12 protein-coding genes are annotated in these 14,113 nt (G+C 53.8%); 5 read left to right on the forward strand and 7 right to left on the reverse strand.

Translation table 11 applies throughout. The annotated features are described in order from the left end of the window. Positions 1-4 precede the first annotated feature (4 nt). The 3 genes from AWR27_RS09180 to AWR27_RS09190 all read left to right on the forward strand — a co-directional run bounded on the left by AWR27_RS09180 (position 5) and on the right by AWR27_RS09190 (position 3,009). Positions 5-1,213 carry a molybdopterin molybdotransferase MoeA gene (locus AWR27_RS09180; RefSeq protein ID WP_077130896.1) on the forward strand — a complete coding sequence of 403 codons (1,209 nt, stop codon included), beginning with the start codon at positions 5-7 and terminating at the stop codon, positions 1,211-1,213. A 32-nt stretch (positions 1,214-1,245) separates the two neighbouring features. Next, on the forward strand, positions 1,246-1,845 hold the full coding sequence (locus tag AWR27_RS09185) for a DUF4254 domain-containing protein (protein ID WP_077133902.1): 600 nt from the start codon (positions 1,246-1,248) through the stop codon (positions 1,843-1,845). Positions 1,846-1,917: 72 nt separating this feature from the next. After that, entirely contained in the window at positions 1,918-3,009 is a 1,092-nt protein-coding gene (locus AWR27_RS09190; RefSeq protein WP_077130897.1) for a glycosyltransferase family 9 protein, read from the forward strand. Here AWR27_RS09190 and AWR27_RS09195 read toward each other — a convergent pair. From AWR27_RS09195 to AWR27_RS09210, 4 genes are all read right to left on the reverse strand, one after another. Beyond that, entirely contained in the window at positions 2,960-3,946 is a 987-nt protein-coding gene (locus AWR27_RS09195; RefSeq protein WP_232326017.1) for a glycosyltransferase family 9 protein, read from the reverse strand. The genes AWR27_RS09190 and AWR27_RS09195 overlap by 50 nt on opposite strands. A 64-nt stretch (positions 3,947-4,010) precedes the next feature. Then, positions 4,011-5,057: a DUF4249 domain-containing protein gene (locus AWR27_RS09200; RefSeq protein ID WP_077130899.1), complete on the reverse strand. Its 1,047-nt coding sequence runs from the start codon at positions 5,055-5,057 to the stop codon at positions 4,011-4,013. A gap of 77 nt (positions 5,058-5,134) precedes the next feature. Then, entirely contained in the window at positions 5,135-7,525 is a 2,391-nt protein-coding gene (locus AWR27_RS09205) for a TonB-dependent receptor (protein ID WP_077130900.1), read from the reverse strand. 42 nt (positions 7,526-7,567) lie between these two features. After that, complete coding sequence (locus AWR27_RS09210) at positions 7,568-9,277, reverse strand: helix-hairpin-helix domain-containing protein (protein ID WP_077130901.1); 1,710 nt, start codon at positions 9,275-9,277, stop codon at positions 7,568-7,570. Between the two features lie 107 nt (positions 9,278-9,384). Between AWR27_RS09210 and AWR27_RS09215 the strand changes: the two genes are divergently transcribed. Beyond that, entirely contained in the window at positions 9,385-9,687 is a 303-nt protein-coding gene (locus AWR27_RS09215; RefSeq protein WP_077130902.1) for a 2TM domain-containing protein, read from the forward strand. 241 nt (positions 9,688-9,928) lie between these two features. Here AWR27_RS09215 and parS read toward each other — a convergent pair whose 3' ends face one another. Next, positions 9,929-10,312 (reverse strand): type II RES/Xre toxin-antitoxin system antitoxin, encoded by a 384-nt coding sequence (gene parS, locus AWR27_RS09220; protein WP_077130903.1) that lies wholly within the window; start codon positions 10,310-10,312, stop codon positions 9,929-9,931. A 436-nt stretch (positions 10,313-10,748) separates the two neighbouring features. On the opposite strand from parS, the gene AWR27_RS09230 reads away from it, so the two are divergent. Beyond that, the gene (locus AWR27_RS09230; RefSeq protein WP_077130905.1) at positions 10,749-10,988 is read left to right on the forward strand and encodes a hypothetical protein; all 240 of its coding nucleotides are present in this window, start codon (positions 10,749-10,751) and stop codon (positions 10,986-10,988) included. Between the two features lie 28 nt (positions 10,989-11,016). On the opposite strand, the gene AWR27_RS09235 is transcribed toward AWR27_RS09230, so the two are convergent. Together AWR27_RS09235 and dnaK are read right to left on the reverse strand one after the other, a co-directional pair. Then, the gene (locus AWR27_RS09235; RefSeq protein ID WP_077130906.1) at positions 11,017-11,919 is read right to left on the reverse strand and encodes a hypothetical protein; all 903 of its coding nucleotides are present in this window, start codon (positions 11,917-11,919) and stop codon (positions 11,017-11,019) included. 59 nt (positions 11,920-11,978) lie between these two features. Continuing rightward, on the reverse strand, positions 11,979-13,907 hold the full coding sequence (gene dnaK / locus AWR27_RS09240) for a molecular chaperone DnaK (RefSeq protein ID WP_077130907.1): 1,929 nt from the start codon (positions 13,905-13,907) through the stop codon (positions 11,979-11,981). Positions 13,908-14,113 lie beyond the last annotated feature (206 nt).

A 14,113-nucleotide genomic window follows, 5' to 3' on the forward strand; every position in this document is an offset into this window, starting at 1 on the left:
AATAGTGCTTTCCGTTTTCGACGCCTTCGCCCTTACGCAGCAACACCTGCTTACGCTGCCCAACGAAACGATTCCGCTGACCGATGCGCTCGGTCGGGTGTTGCGCCAGCCGGTGCGGGCCGACCGCGATTTTCCGCCGTTTCACCGGGTTGCAATGGATGGTATCGCCATTCGCTTCGCTGACTATGCTGCCGGGCAGCGCACGTTTCCGATCACGGGAACGCAGTTTGCCGGGCAACCGCAACAAACGCTGACCGAAGCAGGCACGTGTCTGGAAGTAATGACCGGAGCCATGTTGCCGGTCAGCACCGATACGGTAGTGCGCTACGAAGACGTGCAGACCACCCAGAAACAGGCGACCATTACCGTCGATGATTTGGCAGAAGGCCAGCACGTTCATCATCAGGCTACTGACAGGCGGGCAAACGATGAACTGATGCCAGTCGGCACGCAGCTTGGCCCCGCCGAAATAGCGGTGGCGGTGTCGGTCGGGCAGGTACATGTATCGGTTGGTGTGCTGCCCCGCGTGGCGTTGATTTCTACGGGCGATGAGTTGGTTGGCATTGCCGATACGCCCCTGCCCTACCAGATTCGGCAATCGAACACGTTTATGCTGCAAGCCGCGCTACGGTCGCTGGGTATTGCGGCCACTGTGCATCACATCCGCGACGATAAAGCGTTGCTCCGCGACCGATTGGCTAACCTGCTCGAAACCAACGATATACTAATTGTAAGCGGGGGCGTATCGGCGGGTAAAGCTGATTTTGTGCCGGGCATTCTGATGGAGTTGGGCGTACAGCAACTTTTCCACAAAATTGACCAGCGGCCCGGCAAACCGCTCTGGTTCGGCACCCGCGTGGCCGCTGGCGAACCGCAGCGAACGGTGTTTGGCTTGCCCGGCAACCCGGTCTCAACGGTCTTGTGCGGCTATCGCTATGTGCTGCCCTATCTGCGGGCCTCGCTCGGTTTGCCGCCCCAACCAGCACAGTTTGCCCAGTTGGCCGCGCCCGTCACGTTCCGCCCCCCACTGACCTATTTTCTGCCCGTGCGTCTCGCGTCAGAACCCGACGGGCGTACCGTAGCGCATCCGCTGCCGGGTTCGGGTTCGGCTGATTTTGCCAACCTGCTCGATACCAATGCGTTTATGGAACTGCCCGCCAGCCGCAGCGAGTTCGGCGCGGGCGAAGCGTTTCAGGTATGGCCGACGCGGTGAAAAGGCGTATCTTTGCGGCCCAATCGCTGATTATGAACGCTACTTCCGCCAACGATATTTTCCGGCAGAGCATCCGGGATTACCACCGCGCCGACCATGTTGATACGCCCATCGACAACCCTTATCCATCGGGCGATTTCGCCCACCTGCTGTACCGCAAAAACTGGATCGACACGGTGCAGTGGCATCTCGAAGACCTCATCCGCAGCCCCGATATACAGCCCGGCGAATTGGTAGCCGTAAAACGCCGAATCGACCAGTCGAATCAGGACCGGACCGACGTGGTTGAAATCATGGATTCTGTTTTATACCAGCAATTCGCGCAGATTACGCCCAAACCCACGGCCAGAATGAACTCCGAAACCCCCGCGTGGCTGCTCGACCGCATGTCGATTCTACAACTGAAAATATACCACTTCGCCGAGCAAACCGACCGCACCGACGTTTCGGACGAACACCGGCAACGGGCCGCCCAGAAACTCGCCGTCTTGCAGGAACAGGAAGCCGACCTCGCCCGCTGCTTCGACGAACTGCTCGACGACATTCAAACCGGCAACCGCTACGTGAAGGTCTACCGCCAGATGAAAATGTACAACGACCCCACCCTGAATCCGGTGCTGTATAAAAAGTGAAAAATGAAAAGTGTAGAGTGATAAATGAGGTAACAGGTTCACTTTTAACTTTTCACTTTTCACTCATATGAAATGAACATTCTCCTTCTCCGCTTTTCGGCTATGGGCGACGTAGCCTTGCTGGCACCGGTGGTGCAGGCTTTGACGGCCCGCTACCCGGACGCCCAGGTGACGGTGCTGACCCGTGCCAAGTTCGCGCCGTTTTTTAGCGGAATACCCAACGTGCGGGTAGTGGGGGCCGATTTTGCCGGACAGCATAACGGATTGGCGGGATTGGTGCGGTTGTTCGGGGAGTTGCGGCAACTGGCAACGTTCGATATAGTGGCCGATGCTCACCAGAATCTACGGTCGGCAGTGCTTAAAAACCTGTTTCGGCTGTCGGGCGTGCGCGTCGTAACAATCGATAAAGGTAGGGCCGAAAAGAAAGCCCTGACCCGTAAAGCCAACAAAGTACGGAGCCATTTACCCCACACGGTTGAGCGATACGCCCGCCTGTTCGATGCCGCTGATCTGGCGGTAAAACCCGCACCCACGTTCCGGTTTGCTAACCTGGACCCCTCGGCAAAGGCTGACTTATCGGCCTTTTTAGACCGGCAAACGCTCGTGACCGATGCGCCCTGGTTAGGTATTGCGCCATTCGCCCAGCACGCGCAGAAGATGTGGCCGTTTTCCCGCTACGAACTGCTGCTGGAACAGCTTTACGCCCGTGGCCCGCTTCAGGTATTTCTGTTTGGGGGTGGTGACGCTGAAATCAGGCAGCTCGACAGCCTGCGACAACGCTTTCCACAGGCCGTTCTGGTGGCCGGGCAGCTTTCGTTATCGGCAGAATTACAGTTGATTGCGCGACTTGATGCCATGCTCTGCATGGATTCGGGCAATATGCACTTAGCCGCGCTGAGTGGCGTACCGGTGGTATCGATCTGGGGCAGTACGCACCCCGACGCCGGTTTCGGACCGTGGGGGCAATCTGATGAGGCAATTGTTCAAATCCCGACCGACGTGCTGACCTGCCGCCCCTGTTCTGTGTTTGGCAATAAACCCTGCTGGCGGGGCGATCTGGCCTGTCTAAACAACATTACGGTAGCGGCTGTAGCCGGGCGCATTCTGGAGCGACTTAATCCAGATTCTCTTTCTGCTGACGCGACTGCTGCTCCTCAAATTTGAACGGCAGTTCGTTCATGCAGCGAAAATGTCCTTTTGGACACTTCCCCGACCCCGTCAGCGAACACGGACGACACGACAAGCCTGATTTTTCGAGCCGCAGGTAGGACGTTTTGTAGGGCGTTTCCCCAAAATTGGGCGTTGTGCTGCCCCAGATCGAAAATACTTTCTTGCGAAAGGCTGCCGCAATTTGCATCAACCCCGTATCGTGGCTGAATACCACCCACGCGCCCTGAATAATAGATGCCGACTGATTCAGATTAAACAAGCCGCAAGCGTTGTAGATGGCCTTAGTACCTACTTGTTTCTCCACCTGTTCGCCAATTACGCGATCCCGTTTGTCGCCCAGCAACACAATAGGGTGGTTTATTTTGCTGCACAACTCAACCAATCGTTCAATGGGGAGCCGATTGGTGGCGTGGCGTCCGCCAATGGCGAAGGCTATGTAATGGTCGCGGTGCGTAGGCGGTAGCCAATCGGTTTCGACCTGATCTTTATACGGAATAAAGTAATCGAGACCGAAGTCGTCATTTTTAACGCCAAGCGGTTGCAGGGCTTCCAGATAGCGATCTACCACGTGCTGACTCGGCATAAGATTTACCTTCCAGCGCACGTAGAGCCATTTTCTGAACCCCAGGTTATCAACGCTATACGACTGAACACCCAATGCTTTTCTAATGAGCGCGGTGGTGAAGTTATTCTGTAGGTCAATCACGCAGTCGAACTGTTCGGCCCGGAGTTGTCGAATCAGGCGGTATAAACTACCTGCCTGGTAATGCACTTTATCGATGTACGGATTGCTGTCTACAATCGGCGCATGGTCGGGTTTGGTACAGAAATGCACAACGGCTCCCGGCAACTGTTTCTTCAGACAACGCACCACGGGCGTTGACAGAACAATATTACCGATAGACGACATTTGTAAAATTAGAAGTTTCATTGGTGAGGCCATACCCGAAACATTTACGCAAATTTATTTGATTTATACCGGGTCTGCAAACCGTTTAATAAACCCAGAAGCGTGGTTTGTTGGGTGTTCGATAGATTGAGTTCTCACATGGAAAGCAGGGTGCCAACGGCGACACGACCACCGGGGGCGACACCTGCGGAATGCCCTGCCCGTTGCCCCGATCTACGTAAAATCCCCGCTCTGAAATGCCGGTTGCACCAAAGTAACCGTAAACGGGTTCGGCGGCACTGGTCAGATTACGGATGTTACCTTGCACGCTGGCCGGTGCCGGATCGAACAGCCCGCCCGTGTTGTTGACCAATCCGCGTACACTCTTCCAGAACTGATACGCCCCCCGGCTGATTGCCTGCTGCTGAATCTCCAGATAATAGCGCGACCGCGACGTATAAGGCACTGTTGTGATGCGCTGACGACTCAGGTTTCTGCCGTTAAAATTTGCGTCGGAACTCACGTTGATACAGTTGTAACACCGCACAATGTCCCAGCAGGGCGAGCAACAGAACAGCCCGTTGAACGAACCGTCCGATTGCTCCGTTTTCTGGCAAATGTTGATTGCTTCGTAGTGTGTCCATTCCCAGCGGTAGAAATTGCCCGCCGTTTCGGGGTCTTTCGTATCGAGATAAACGTCCCAGGTTTCCTCCCGCACCTGTGTTCCGGGCCGCAGTTGATTGTTATATTCCGTATACACGTTCAGGATGGGCGGGGCCGCCGTCAGCGTTTCGGCATCCGATTCGAACCGTTGCCCGTTTCGGGTCTGAACCGTTAGTTTATATCTTCGACCGGCCACGCCCTGCATGCCGTTGGCGCGAGTCTGATACACGCCCGGCGACTGTTCGCGCAGGGCTTCCCGATTCCCCACATTGTCTTCGATGCTCACTATGGCCCCGGTTTCGAGCAGGTTGATGCCCTTGTTCGAGAAATCGCCCGTGCGCGTAAGCCGCACCGTGTAGGGGCCGGGCTGATCGGTAATCTGGCCTTCCACTACGAGCGCGGGCGCAATCCGAATGGTTTCGGGCTGGTACTCCGTCACGCAGGAGATTGCTACCACGAGCAGGCTAAGAATGAGGAATGTGCGTTTCATAAATGAGTGAAAGAGCGAAAGAGTGAAAGAGTGAAAGAATGAATGTGCCACTCTTTCGCTCTTTCATTCTTTCGCTCTTAAAATTTAAAGTTATACGTCAGCGACGGGAAGGCGGTGGCGAATATAGACAGCTTGTAGGCATCGGACAGGGAGCGCGGATTCAGCCGAAAAAACACCGAATAGGCATTTTTTCGGGCGTAGACGTTGTAGACCGAGAACACCCAACTGCTCTGATTACGCTTTTTCTTTTCGGGGTTTTGCTCAAACGTCATCGAGAAATCGAGCCGGTGGTAGTCAGGAATACGCTGCTGATTCCGGTCGACGTAGATCGGCACGAACACGCCGTTGATGCGGGCGCGGGCGTAGGGCTGCGTAATGGGTCGGCCCGTGCTGTACGTAAAATTGAGCGACAGGCTAAACCACGTCAGCGGGCGGTACGTAGCTAATACATTCAGTGTGTGGGGTTTATCGAAGTTGGCCGGATAGGCCCGCCCATTGTTCACGCGCTCTTCACGAAACGGGCTGTTCATGGTCAGAAACGTGCGGGCGTAGGTGTAACTGGCAAAACCCGTCCAAAGTCCTTTATTTTTTTTGATTAATCCCTCAAACCCATACGCCTGTCCGCTGCCCTGCACAATCTGGGTCTCAACGGCGGGTGCCAGTTGCAGATCGGCCCCATCGCGGAAGTCGATGGCATTTTGCATGGTTTTGTAATACACCTCCGCCGACGCTTCAACGGCATTGTCGCGGGTGTTTCGGAAATAACCCAGCGACCACTGATCGGCAATTTGCGGTTTGGTGTATACGTCGCTCAGGTGCCAGCGCGACGTAGGCAGGGCCGCCGTGGTGTTCGTAACCTGCTGAATGTATTGCCGCAACCGGCTGAAACCCGCTTTGATGGATTTGCCCTCTCCCACCGACCAGCGCACCGCCAGCCGGGGTTCAAGACCGCCCGCCGAATGGTAAATCTGCCCCGCGTCATACGTCTGCCGCGACACGACCGATTCGTCTTCGCGGGGTAGCCCCTCGGCGTAGGTGCGTACTTCGGCGGGGCCACGGTTCAGCAGGGCCGAGTAGCGCAGCCCGGCCAGCAACGCCACATTTGCATTCAGTTTCCATTCATCCTGCACGTAAGCCGCCAGTTCATACGCCCGTTCACGGGGCAGGTCGATGGGCAAAATGTTCGAGAACGGACCAGCAGTGCGGGTGTTGGGCTGCACGAGGTAGTCGATGACACTCAGGCCGGTTTGCCACTGATGGGTTTCGTTGGGCGTGTAGGTCAGGTCGGTTTTCAACTGCCGGTGCCAGATGCCCGACCGCAGGTTGAACGCATTGGCCGAGTCGGGAGCCGACAAATCGGCCCCGTACTGAGCGAAAACCGCCGACGTTGCCAGATTCAACTGCTTGCTGATGAAGTAATTCCAGCGCAGGGTGCCATTGAGTGTCTGATAATCGAACTGCGTCGATGAAGCGTTAATCTCGGCACTCGACAGCGAATCGGACGCCAGCTTGAAGACGTCGCGGCTAAAGTAGCCCGTCAGGGTGATGGTGTGCTGTTCGTTGGGCTGGTATTTCAGTTTGGTCGTGATGTCATAGAAATTAGCTTTCGTACCGCGCAGATTTGGCGGACCCAGCGCAAATAGCCAATCACTGAACGACGCCCGCCCAGCCGCCAGAAACGACAGTTTTTTACTGATTGGCCCCTCAACACCCAACCGACTCGAAATCAGTCCGATACCGCCATTAACACCCCACTTGTCGGTGTTTGGTTCGCGGATGCGCACGTCGAGTACCGACGACGCCCGACCGCCGTAGGCAGCAGCCACGCCCCCCCGGTTCAGCGTCACGTCGCGCACAACGTCGGGGTTGAAGACCGAGAAAAAGCCCATCAGGTGGCTCGAATTGAATACCGGCGCATCATCGAACAAAACTAAGTTCTGATCGGCACTACCCCCGCGCACGTTGAAACCCGGTGCGCCCTCGCCCACCGTCGTCACCCCCGGCAGCAGCAGCAGACTCCGTACAATATCGACCTCACCCATCAGGGGCGGAATCCGGCGGATGCTGCGGATGCTGAGTTCGGTTACGCCAATCTCCACCTTCCGCACGTTGCGGTCGGGGGCTTCGCTCGTGACCACCACTTCTTCGAGGTCTTTGGTGGCGTCTTCCATCACAATCTCACGAAACAGCAGCTTATCGAGCGTAATGGTGTCATATTTAGGCCGATAGCCGACGTGCGTAAATTTCAGCACATACTTACCAGGCAGCATCGTAACTACGTAGTACCCGTCTTTGGCTGTAACATATCCTTTCGATACGTCGATTACTACGATATTGACGCCCTGAATAGGTTTTCCACTCTTCGCGTCGCGCACGTAGCCCGTTGCCGAGTAAGCCGTTTGCGGTTTTTGCTGGGCCAACGCCCCGTTGAGCAGGCAAACAGAAAGCAGTAAAACAAGAAAACGCATACGCGGAGGTTAAGGAGTCGCCTTACTCATAAAGGGCGTTACCTACGAATTATCATGTATCCGCTTGCGACGTTTTTGCAGAAATATGTTCATCTCACTCAATGTCAAGGCATTAAATGTCATATTTTTCGTCAATCCACCCTTTCGGCCAACCGCCACGCCGTAGTGCATGTCGAGCAGCCCGGCCAGATTGTGCGCATCAGGATTGATACTCAGCATCACGCCCTGTTCCATACAGTAGTCAATCCAACGCCAGTCAATGTCGAGCCGGTAGGGGCTGGCGTTGATTTCGATAGTTACTCCATGTTCGGCGCAGGCGTCGATGATGGCGCGGTGGTCGATGGGATAGCCTTCGCGGGCCAGTAACAACCGGCCCGTAGGATGGCCCAGTATGGTGGTGTACGGATTTTCGATGGCCCGTAACAATCGGCTCGTAGCTTTTTCGAGCGACATCGTAAGTGTCTGATGCACACTGGCTACTACGTAATCGAAGGTTGCCAGTGTTTCGGGGTCGTAGTCTAACGAACCGTCGCTCAGAATATCGGATTCGATGCCTTTAAAAATGCGGAAGCTATCGCCAAACCCGGCGTTGAGCGCGTCGATTTCGGCCTGCTGCGCCCGAACCCGCTCGGCATCAAGCCCGCTGGCGTAGCTGGCCGTCTGCGAATGGTCGGCAATACCAAAGTATGATAGCCCCAGTTCACGGGCGTAAGCGGCCATGTCGGCCACGCTCTGTTTGCCATCCGACCAGGTGCTGTGGTTGTGGAGCGTACCACGCAGGTCGTCCCAGGTCACAAGTTCGTCGGTACGGTGGCGGCTGGCCCAGCGGAAGGCGAAGTCATCTTCGCGCATTTCAGGCACGATATACGGCAAGCCTGCCCGCCCGTAAATGGCTGTTTCTGACGTGTCTGTGCTTACATAAGCGGCCTGTAACAGGGCTATGCCACCCGCACCTACCTGCTGCAAATGGGCATCGGCAGCGGTCTGAATAAACAGTTGCCGGTCCATCTGTTCGGGCGGCAGCAGCAGCAATTCAACCCGCACGTCGAATCCTTCGCGCTGCCCGCGCCATGCAAACGGCGACGAGTCGGCTTCGTGCTGCGCCAGGTTGGGCAGGCTGTTGAGCGTGAGCATGGCCGACACCGGATCAGCGGTTTGCAACAGCAATTGCACCGTATCGACCTCCTGCGCTTTCCGGCGCACCTGCCCGCTGATGTCTACCCGCCCGAAATGCGGCTTTAGTTCGTCGTGCAGCAGCCCGGCGAGCATGGCGGCTTTGTCCATCCGCAGTTTGCCTTTCTGCTCCTGCAAAAACTCCAGCGCGACTAAAATTTTGTCCTGCGTGGCCTTGCCGAATCCTTTGATTTTAGCGACCTCCCCGGTTTCGCAGGCGGTTTGCAGCGCGGCCAAATCGGTAATGCCCAACTCGCGCCAGAGGGTGCCAATCTTCTTGACACCCAGCCCTTTTATGCGAAACATGTCGAGAACTCCAGCGGGTGTTTTGGCTAAGAGTTCATCGAGGTCGGTCAGGCGACCGGTTTCGGCAATTTCGCGGATTTTCTGCGCGATGGATTTGCCCACGCCCGGCAGTTTGATGAGTTCTTCGACGGGCAGGTTGGCAAGGTCGGCGGTTGATTTATCGAGGTTAAAAGCCGCCGACGAAAACGTGCGGGTTTTAAACGTATCGTACTCGTGCAGTTCCATCAGCCGGCCCGTGAGTTCGAGCAGGTCAACGATTTCGGAATTAGTCATTGGAGAAGCCGTATTTACTCCGCAAATTAGGCATTTGGTCGGATTTTGCGGGCGTTCGGGGGTGCTTTTGGTGCATCTTTGACCTGTTCATTAACCACTAATCAATCATGGCAACATACCCCGAAACCCCGCAACGCGACGAATTTTTATGGAAACAGGCCAAAAAGCGCGTTGGCTTCAAAATGCACCTACGTTCGTACCTGCTCGTCAACGCGATGTTATGGGTACTCTATTTCGTACTCAACGGCTTTCGCTTCGGCGACTTTCGGGGCGCGGGCTTTCCGTGGCCGCTGGTGGCAATGATAGGCTGGGGCATCGGCCTGGCGTCGCACTATCTCTCGGTCTATACGCAGGGCAGCGAGAAGGCTATGGTTGAGCGCGAGTACGAGAAATTGAAAAACGGGCGGTAACAATTGCCGAATAGGCTGTAGCTGACGCGAAAGAGACGCAAAGGGTTGCGTCTCTACATTTGATCGTCCCGCGTAGAGACGCAACCCTTTGCGTCTCTTTCGCGTCAGCAACCCTTTGCGTCTCTTTCGCGTCAGCAACCCTTTACGTCTCTTTCGCGTCAGCAACCTTTTGCGTCTCACCTGCGTCAGCAACCCTTTGCGTCTCCTGGCTTTCTTGATGCAATAACCACGTATTGGCTAATCAGGCTAAATCACCAAATTCGATGCGTGTTACCTCATCCATAATGAGGTTTGTACCGCCTGACGTATGCAGCAGGTCGAACGGCACCTGACCATCAAGGTCAAAGGCTGGTTTGTCCATCCACCGCCGAAACGCATCGGCGGAGCCAAAAACGCCCTCGTCTTTTTGGAAAAGGGCCATGATTTTCAGCACTTTCTCACTGTCCTGCGGATTTAGTTTTTTCTGTTCTCGCTCGTATCGCTGAAAGGTTTTCAACGACGTATCGAACACCTCGGCCAACTGCTCGCGCTTATAGCCGGTAATGTCAGCCGTTTTAAAGAAATCCGTTGCCGATATTCCTTTCAAGGCACGCAACATAAGATTTGTGCGGTCTTGCGCTGTCATGATGGTAAAGATGCGGAATTTTGTCTGGTCATTTGAGAAATTTGTCTGATCTCTGATACACACATTGGTGTTGATTATCTCTATGCTTCGTTTGGCGTCGCGTCAGCGACCTAATGTTTGTAGAAAATCGCTTTCTATGGCTTCTCCCGTCGCATAGCGACCAATCCTTACGCGCCTTCTTCGTTTGGTCGCTACGCGACGGTGGGGTTGGCGGGGTTCGTTATTGCTATAAACATTAGGTCGCTAACGCGACGGACTAACGAGCAAGATTACGCCCAATACCGCCAGCCCGACCTGTTTCAATCGTTCAAAATCGACAGCGGCAACTTAGTATGGGGCGACGATTGGGACATTATCTACCCAACTTGGGATTTACACGACGGGCGGATTTGGTAATGGCGTTGATTTCATTTTTTTGAGAAAAACAGCCATACATATGACGGCAACAGAACTCAAAACAACCTTGCATCAGCAAATCGACCACATCCAGAAAGAGGAAGATTTAGAAGATTTGCTGCTGACGGTCAACGATTTTTTGAATCATCGTACTGGCAAATCTACCGAGTCGCCCGAACTGATTGCCCAATTGGAATGTGCCTTAACATCGGCCAACGCAGGCCGTTTGGTGCCAAATACTGAGGTGATGAAGAAAGCGAAAGAATGGCTTACACGGTAGCATGGGCTGAAGAAGAACTGTGTCCAAGTCAATACTTTTTAATAACAAACACTGAGTTAAAATCAATTTTTTTCAGTTCATTTTTGTTGACTTCACCAGTTTCAAGATATTCATCGAGAGTTGCATTTTTTTCCCCCATCATAAGCATCCCACAATTTGACAAAGCGTCGAGGGCAGAATTTAGAGCATTATATTCAGCTATTAGAAAATTGACATTGGGGGACCACGTATTGTTTATAAGCGTCTCGTCTGACGCACTTGATTTTTCGTTTTCTTCTTGAGATTTATTGTTAACTACCTCAAGTTCAGACTGTATTGTGCGGACCAAATCTAATATAATGATGAATTTTTGAGCAACCGCAAGTTGTAGACGCTTCTGGAACATTTTTCCTAATTCTCTTTTCAGTAACGATTTGTTAGCGAACAATCGTCCAACAACAAAACAGAACAACTCCACTGATCTACGTACATCGCTAATTAATCTTTTATCCTGTGGTGTCAATGAGCCAATGAATCCGTCCTTCGTTTGATGAACGCTAACCCAATTTGATACAGCTTCTAAACCATTATGAACAGACATCAACATCATATTAGGTACTGTGTATTGAATTGATTCTAACTGGTTATCTACTTCTTCTAATAAATTTCTCAGTTCACTAACATAAACTGCATCACTCTCAGTCTTAGTTGCTTTCTTCTGATCCTCCAATTGCTCTCCCTGAGCCTTAAACGTTTTATAAATTAAATAGATGCTAAAGCCCCCAATGATAGGAGACAATAACCCTCCGAACGTATCACCTAAAGGTCCTGACTTCGTAACCCAATCCTCACCAACCCAAGTACTTGCCCATTTGGCTAAAAGCGGTAAAGAAAAATAAGCGTTTGCTATAGTACACGCTACAATTAACAGTTCTGAATAGTATTTCTTCATCTTCGGTAAATCAAAAAAGCCCCGCCAAGTTTCCTCGGCGGGGCTACACTCAAACTGTTTTACTTCACCTCTTCATACGGTACGTCCGACACGTTGTCGCCGGTGGGTTGGCCTTGCGTGTTCGGGTTGGTGTTGCCGCCGTCGAAGCCAGCACCGGCCATTGGGTCGGCACCCGCGCCGTTGGTGGCATTGTATAACTCCTGCGAGGCCGCAGCCCAGGCGTTGTTCAGCGTTTCGAGAGCCGCGTCGATGGCCGCAACGTCGCGCGAGCCGTGGGCGGTACGCAGACCGGCAAGGGCCGTTTCAATCGCCGTTTTGTTGCCTTCCGACAGCTTATCGCCGTAGTCTTTCAACTGCTTCTCGGTCTGGAAAATCATAGAGTCGGCAGCGTTTACCTTCTCGATTTTTTCGCGCTCGGCTTTGTCGGCGGCTTCGTTGGCTTTCGCTTCTTCGCGCATCCGGTTGATTTCGGCGTCGGTCAGGCCGCTGCTGGCTTCGATGCGGATTTTCTGCTCTTTGCCCGTGCCTTTGTCTTTCGCCGTTACATTAAGAATACCGTTGGCGTCTACGTCGAAGGTTACTTCAATCTGCGGCACACCACGCGGAGCAGGCGGAATGTCGCTCAGAATAAACCGGCCAAGCTGACGGTTTTGCTGCGCCATAGGCCGTTCGCCCTGCAACACGTTGATTTCCACACTCGGCTGATTGTCGGAAGCGGTCGAATAGACTTCTGTTTTCTTGGTCGGAATGGTGGTGTTGGCTTCGATCATCTTCGTGAATACGCCACCCATCGTTTCGATACCGAGCGAGAGCGGAATCACGTCGAGCAGCAGCACGTCTTTCACTTCGCCCGTCAGCACGCCACCCTGCACGGCAGCACCAATGGCTACGGCTTCGTCGGGATTAACGGCTTTCGAGGGCTTGCGGCCAAACAATTTCTCTACCTCTTCCTGCACTTTCGGAATCCGGGTCGAGCCACCCACCAGAATCACCTCATCGATCTGAGCGGCTGACAGCCCGGCGTTTTTCAGCGCACGGCGGCAGGGTTCGAGCGACCGCTGAATGAGCGAATCGGCCAACTGCTCGAATTTCGCGCGGCTCAGCGTCCGAACAAGGTGCTTCGGAATGCCGTTCACCGGCATGATATACGGCAGGTTGATTTCGGTCGAGTTCGAGCTTGACAGTTCAACTTTCGCTTTTTCGGCGGCTTCTTTCAGGCGTTGCAGGGCCATCGGGTCTTGCCGCAGGTCGATAGCTTCGTCGGCTTTGAACTCGTTGGCAAGCCAGTCGATAATTACCTGATCGAAGTCATCGCCACCGAGGTGTGTATCGCCATCGGTCGATTTCACTTCAAACACGCCATCGCCGAGTTCCAGAATCGAAATATCGAACGTACCGCCACCGAGGTCGAATACGGCAATTTTCTGGTCTTTGTCGGTTTTATCCAACCCGTAGGCCAGAGCCGCAGCGGTCGGCTCGTTGATGATTCGTTTAACGTCGAGACCGGCAATCTGCCCGGCTTCTTTGGTAGCCTGCCGTTCGGCGTCGTTGAAATAGGCCGGTACGGTAATAACGGCTTCAGTAACGGTTTGGCCGAGGTAATCTTCGGCGGTCTGCTTCATTTTTTGCAGAATCAGGGCCGAAATTTCCTGTGGCGTATATTGCCGGTCGCCGATGCGCACGCGGGGCGTCCCGTTGGGGCCGTTTTCCACGTCATAGGCAACGTTTTTGGTTTCGTTCGTTACCTCGCCGAACCGCTTACCCATGAAGCGTTTGATCGAGGAGATTGTGTTTTTCGGGTTTGTGATGGCCTGACGTTTCGCGGGGGCACCGACTTTACGTTCGCCGTTGCCGTTGTCCATAAACGCGACCACCGAGGGCGTTGTCCGGGCACCTTCCGAGTTCGGAATCACGACCGGCTCATTGCCTTCCATCACGGCTACGCACGAGTTCGTGGTGCCCAAGTCAATACCAATTATCTTTCCCATAATACCAACTGATGTTGCGGTTTAGTTTCTTGCTGTGGTTGTACACTGACATACGTGACCTATCTATCAATACAAATGCCAGTTGGCAAAATTGTTCGATTTGCTGTCAGATTGGCAGAACGTGTCAGTGTACAACCAACAGTCATCAGCCAACAATGTCAGTTTCTACAACGAAAGCGAATAATCAGCAGCCAACCGGTATTGGC

Origin of the sequence: Spirosoma montaniterrae (assembly GCF_001988955.1) — a bacterium.
GTDB classification, from domain to species: domain Bacteria; phylum Bacteroidota; class Bacteroidia; order Cytophagales; family Spirosomataceae; genus Spirosoma; species Spirosoma montaniterrae.